This is a genomic window from Butyrivibrio sp. (assembly GCF_017940685.1).
Lineage (GTDB): Bacteria > Bacillota > Clostridia > Lachnospirales > Lachnospiraceae > Butyrivibrio.
In genome coordinates this window covers 1-6,270 of sequence record NZ_JAGAYD010000152.1, presented here as the reverse complement: position 1 = coordinate 6,270, position 6,270 = coordinate 1, and the positions used below count along the sequence as shown (strand labels likewise).

The following is a 6,270-nucleotide window of genomic DNA, read 5'->3' as shown; positions in this document are numbered from 1 at the left end:
AGTTAAGCTCCTTGATGATATCTGATGAGAGGGGAATCCTCCCTTCAATCATTACTTAGATTTGGAAATAGAAACTATTAACTGTAGTCCTTAATGACTACATCATTACTATACTAGGAGGAGGATACATGAATAGTATCTGGGGTTAGTTATAATCATTAAAGCGGTATTGATTTAAACATTACTCTCAACCATTTTGATATCCCGATTCTATCAGTAGCGATGTCCGAAATTTGTCACATGTATTTCTTGATCTTCTGGTTTTCGAAGAATTCATCGATGTTGGCGATAAGCTCTGTCGGGGGCATGGTCTTTAAAAGATATTTCTCAGGCTTTAAGGATAACACCTGCATGACGCTCTCTTTGTCGCTCTTTACGGTGAGGAACATTACGGGGATGTCACTGGTGGCAGGCTCACTTCTGAGCATTTCAAGGACTTTGGGGCCGGTGGTTACGGGCATTTCGTAATCAAGGAGAATAAGGTCTACTTCGTTTTTGGCCAAAAAGGTTATGGCAGCCATTCCGGAGTTGACCATGAATACCTGGTATTTTGCAGAGAGCCACTCTTTTATGGTCCGGAGCATTGTTCCATCATCATCAACCACAAGAATTCTCTTTTTCTGGAGTCTTACTTCCTCAGCTTCAACGACCTTTAGCATTGCTCTGCCAAGCTCTTTCACATTAACAGGGCGCTCAAAGGCCGCAGCTATCTTGTCCTTGGAAGTCTTTGTATAGATCTTTTCTATCTCGTCGGGAGAACCTATGACGCTGATGGAAATATCCGTCTCCACGGACTTGTCTCTAAGATACACGAAAAACTCCATCATCTCATCAACATCGTCCACATAGATAAGATAGACATTTGGTCTGTTCTCGATATGTTCTATCTCAGTTACATCAGGAGAAGCCTGAACCACTTCAAAGCCCTGTTCTTTCAGTTCTTTGGCTATCGATGTGACCATAAAGCTTTTTCCGCCGCCTATAAGAAGTACTCTCTTATCCATCTTCGTCCTCGCATGCATTTCAAAGTATCTTTAACAGTTCATCCCTGTCTACTGCAGACATCAGGGTTTTTACCTTTTCATATTTCTCTTTATATTCTTCAGGGATCCTATAGTCAGACAGCATCTCCATGATTCCATCTGCAGTATCAAAATCGTAAGCCTCAAGAAGCTCTTTCATATCGCCAAAAGCGCTCTCCAGCTCGTCAGGTCCTATTTCCGGAAGCTCATCTTCGCTCACATTACCATTTATTGCCGAGAGCTTTTCATTATAGCTTCTAAAGAGTTCCAGGAGTTCCGGTGTCTTTTCACGTATTTCCTTTTCGTCTTCCTTATTGCCACAGTCCTCAAGATGAGCAGCCATTCCTGACAGTTCCATAGCTCCGATGAGCCTTGCGCTGCTCTTAAGGGCATGCACCGTCACTGTATAGTTGCGCCAGTCTCCCTCCGAAACAAAACCTTCTATCTGCTCAGCCTTAGTATCAATTGTAGTCAAAAACTCTTTTACCACATTTTTAAGAACTTCCCGGCTTCCACAGTTCTTTTCTGCTTCATGAAGATCAATCCCTTGAAGGAGCCTTAGAACATCTTTCTGCGCACTATCAGATGTTTCCTCTCCATTGCCATCCGCAAGCACCGCTGTATCAACCTCGAGAACCTTTTCCTTCGGAAGATACTCTATTAACATCTGTTCAAGAAGCTCTCCATTTACCGGCTTCGACAGATAATCATTAAAGCCTTCAGCGATATACTCTTCTCTCGCCCCTGCTCCTGCATTGGCAGTAAGTGCTATACATGGAGCATCCTTGGAAAGATTATCCTCCATTTCCTTAAGGGCTTTCAGAGTCTGTATGCCATCCATTTCAGGCATCCTATGGTCTATGAAAATCGCGTCATATCTCTTTTTCTTGACCAGCTCCAGAGTTTCAAAACCGCTCTCAGCAGTATCAACCTGGATCTTAGTCTTCTTTAAAAGACCTTTTACCACCGTCAGGTTAATTGGCGTATCATCTACAATAAGTATCAGAGCGTCAGGCGCAACAAAACTCTCGGAATATTTCTTTTGACTTCCCAGAAATTCCTTATACCTCTCCCTGAAGTCCCCAAGTTCTTCCCAACTTGCAACCTGCTGTTTTACTTCAAAAGAAAAATTGGAGCCTTCACCGTAAACGCTCTTAACCTCAAGCCTTGTGTCCATAAGGGCCAAAAGTTTTTTAACAATACTCATTCCAAGGCCGGTGCCTTCAATAGAACGGTTGCGGATTTCTTCAATCCTCTCAAAAGGCGAATAGAGCTTTTCAAGGTCCTCTTCCTTTATACCAATTCCCGTATCAACAATTTCAAACCTCAGATAAATACTGTCTTCATCAGCCTTTCTGCAGGAAACATTAAGATCAACGCTGCCCTTTTCCGTGTACTTCACAGCATTTGTAAGGATATTGGTCACGCACTGTTTTATCCTTACCTCATCGCCTATAAGCTTTTGTGGAATAGTCTCATCAATGTTGAAATTCAGCGCAAGCCCCTTATCCTCAGCCTTTACAGCCACAAGGTTTAAAAGATCATTGATAGTTGAGCTGATATTATATTCCACAGGCAAAATGTCCATCTTACCGGCTTCAATCTTGGAGAAATCCAAAATATCATTGACTATACCAAGAAGGGAATTGCCGGCGCTTTTAACACTAGTTGCATACTCCAATATCTGCTCTTCGTGACTTTCCCTTATGATCATCTCATTAAGACCAAGAACCGCATTTATAGGCGTCCTGATCTCATGGGACATATTCGACAGAAACGATGATTTTGCCTCAGAAGCCTTTTGAGCCACCTCAAGCTCTTTTTCCAGTTCGTGCTCCTCGTTTATATGAGCAATATATTCCTCTATGGCATGTACTGTTGCCTGAATAGACTCATGAACCACTTGTATCTCGTCATGGGTCTTAATACAGATATCATCTACCTTCTGTCCCACTTCAAGCTTTTTCTCATCATCCGCCTGTGCATATTCAAGCATGAAGTCAGACATATTTCCCAGAGGTGCCCCAATGGTAGTTTTGGTGTAGAAATTCGCGATTGCTGCCACGGGAACACCCACGCACATTATAAGAAGGACCATTTTTATATCATAACTTATGGCATTTCCACTGAAGATGTAATTCATCCTTTCGATATGCTGCCTCATTTCTTCTATGCTCACCTCTGATCCAGAGTTGGCTAGAGGATTTATTCCTGCAACAAACATATCCTTTATATCCGGGAAAAGAACTACCATGAATATTCCTACAAATATACCAAGAAGAAGTTCCATCCCTATGATGATAGCTGTGATCTTGTAGCTTACCTTTGTTTTACGCAGTTGTCTTGAAAGCTCTTTGTCATTCTGGTAATAACCAGTATATGCTACTGCAATAGGAAAGGGATACTTCCAGGAATCTGGTGCTTTTGTATAGTAAATATGAAACAGGAATGCAGCAATAAATATGACCAATACATCTCTAACAAAGTACGTACCAACATTCTTCATCTGATATAGAGCATATTCATTGGACTCGATCACAGAAATACATAGAAGCTCTGTAAAAGAAGTTGCAACCAAGGTAACAAGCGCAACAATCGCGGTTTTCTTTTTGGTTGCAAACCAGAAATACTGACCAAACAGAGAAAAAGACAAAGTTGCCACAAGGAAAATTGACATCTTATACGCATCAGACGTATTAAAGATCAGTGCGCAGATAAAGGAAATAAAAAAGACAATCAAAGATATCAGATAACCATAAAGGCCACCAAGGATAAGATACGGCAAAATAAAAAAAGTGATGATCACCACTCCACCAGTGGAGATATGCATATTTGCACCATAGACAGCTGAATAAATACAGCACAGTGCCAGCATGATAAACGTCACAGTCCCAACTAATGTGGCTATAATGACAGATGATTTCTTGTACTTTTCAAACCCCAGCATAATAATTCCTCTATTGTTGCTGTTTCAAAATGCGCTTATTCTCATACATCTGGCTATCAGCTCTCTCAAAGACAGCCGTTGCACTGTGGTCGGATCCGATATTAAACTCGGAGATTCCTGCTGCAATGACAGGGCCATCTTTTCTTTGTTGATTTAGAAGGACCTGACTTTGAAGCTTATCCATAAGTTGTTCTTTTATCGCAAAGTCATTGCCGCTAAGGAATATGGCAAATTCGTCTCCACCTATCCTGAATACCGGACTGTGAGAAAAGATATCACAAAGCAGTTTAGCTGAATTTTTAATGAGTTCGTCACCAGCCTTGTGTCCCTCGGTATCATTTACATGCTTAAGATAATTTATGTCGCAGACAACAAAAGCAAAGGGCAGATAATCCACTCCATTATCAATGTTCTTTTGAATAGACAGTTCAAGTTCTGTAAAGGCATTCTTGTTTTTGACACCAGTGAGTTCATCGCGTCTTGCCATCTCCTTTTCTGTATTGATAGCCTGGGCAATTTCACGCTCTCTTTTCACTTCATCATCAATGTTCTCCACACAGATGATCAGATGGGAGCCTTCACTGGTCTTCATTATAGTTAATCTTGTATACTGCACTTTTGTCTCAACAATAAGGCGATATTCCAAAACATAATATTTCCTATCTTCAAGAGCTGTCAGTATAGCATCTTTATCCAGAGCATCCTCAATCATCTTGCAGTCCTGAGGATGGACAATCTGAGGAGCATCCTGTCTTACATCTATAAAAAAGTCATCTCCTGACTCCTCAATCTTCAGGTCTCCATAGATATTTTCAGATGTATATCCAACATATTTATCATTCTGTAGATTGACATAATAAATTACATCATAGTGAGATGCCAGACTCTCTGCAATCTGTGAAAATGTGATCTTATTCTCTGTCGCCTGCTTAGATATCCTTACAAGTCTCTCCTTCTCGTACTCCTCAACAAATACATGAACAAGACAGTTGGCAATAAGACAACCGATTGTGTAAAAAGGTGCAAAAGCATCTCTGACCTGTAGAACAATAAACAGCGCCATTACTGCTCCTGAAAGACCTATTACTCTATAGCGTATTTTTGCACTTCCGGGAACTGTTCTGGAAACAAACAGCGAATAAAGCGAGATCGCCAGATACAGGATCAGCTGGGCTCCCAGCAAAAAATGCCTGCCTGATCCAGGAATATATTCCATTTCTTCGGTAAACATAAAAATGGCTGGATAGAAAACATTTATGATCAGAAGAAGGATTACAAAACCAAAGATTCCCCATCCTGCCACCAACATAATAGTAGTTCCAACATTTTTCCTTCCAAGAAATGCTGCCACAAAAATGGTCCACAAAAGAACTGATACTGCCATCATGGAAAAGAACAGAACCGTATCTATATAGGCTGCAATAAATATCTTTGATTCTTCAAGAAATCCCCACAAAATATCCGCTATGTAAAAAATCAAAATAGCAATAATGAACAGCCTGTATTTATAATAAGAGCTATCCTTTGAGGTTGCACCGCCTTTTCTAAGTATTTCCTGATTTATTATTAAATGCAGTATGACCGCAAGTATTCCAAAGCTGGCATAATACATACGCATAATCCTCCATATAATATGATACTATTTTTCGTCACACAATTCTCTAAAATAAGTATAAAAATAGGGTATTCAAAGTTTTTGAGGGCCAATCATTTTGAGGGTCTAGTTTGAGGGTCTGTCGTGAGGGGCTACTTTGAGGGTCTCTTGTGAGAATAAACAAAACCAGGGTTAATCAGTTATTGAAACTGACTAATCCTGGTCCTTTTAATGTAGGGATCATTCCCTGCACTTCCTCCTTCTCTTATGATGTTTCTTGGACTAAATATCAAAGGAGGAGGATACATGAATAGTATCACAGATTTACTGGACCTTGAAGACAACGATGTGATCATCAAAAATATCGATATTCAGGGCCAGACAAAAGTCCTTACACTTGAAACACCACCAACAGCGCATTTCTGCCCTGTCTGCGGTTTCAGGATGTACTCACGTGGTGTAAAGGAAAGGACTATAAACCATCCAATCTTGCAGGATAATTACTCTCTTGTTCTTATCCTCAAGCAGCGAAGATGGCGCTGCATCAACCCAGACTGACTTCATAAACACTCTCCGCAGCTGGAACGAGATGCAGGAATACAGTGATAGCTTAGATGATGAGACTTCTTGCGATTATGCTGACTTACCTGATGGAAATGATTTTGACTTTCCAGAGGATTTTCTTAACGCAACAGATTTACCTTTCT

At 40.6% G+C, this 6,270-nt stretch carries 4 protein-coding genes; 1 reads left to right on the top strand and 3 read right to left on the bottom strand.

Annotated elements, in window-relative coordinates:
- Positions 1-236 precede the first annotated feature (236 nt).
- Genes J6I68_RS09775 through J6I68_RS09765 form a run of 3 tightly spaced genes read right to left on the bottom strand, consistent with a single transcriptional unit; the run spans position 237 to position 5,587 of the window.
- Positions 237-1,004, bottom strand: a complete 768-nt coding sequence (locus tag J6I68_RS09775; protein WP_292219999.1) for a response regulator — start codon at positions 1,002-1,004, stop codon at positions 237-239.
- 19 nt (positions 1,005-1,023) lie between these two features.
- Positions 1,024-3,969 (bottom strand): response regulator, encoded by a 2,946-nt coding sequence (locus J6I68_RS09770; RefSeq protein ID WP_292219998.1) that lies wholly within the window; start codon positions 3,967-3,969, stop codon positions 1,024-1,026.
- A gap of 10 nt (positions 3,970-3,979) precedes the next feature.
- Positions 3,980-5,587, bottom strand: coding sequence for a diguanylate cyclase domain-containing protein (locus tag J6I68_RS09765; RefSeq protein ID WP_292219997.1), 1,608 nt, complete (start codon positions 5,585-5,587; stop codon positions 3,980-3,982).
- Between the two features lie 282 nt (positions 5,588-5,869).
- Here J6I68_RS09765 and J6I68_RS09760 point away from each other — a divergent pair, with 282 nt between their 5' ends.
- A complete protein-coding gene (locus J6I68_RS09760; protein ID WP_292219996.1) occupies positions 5,870-6,121 on the top strand; it encodes a hypothetical protein in 252 nt (83 codons plus the stop codon).
- The last annotated feature ends 149 nt before the right edge of the window (positions 6,122-6,270 follow it).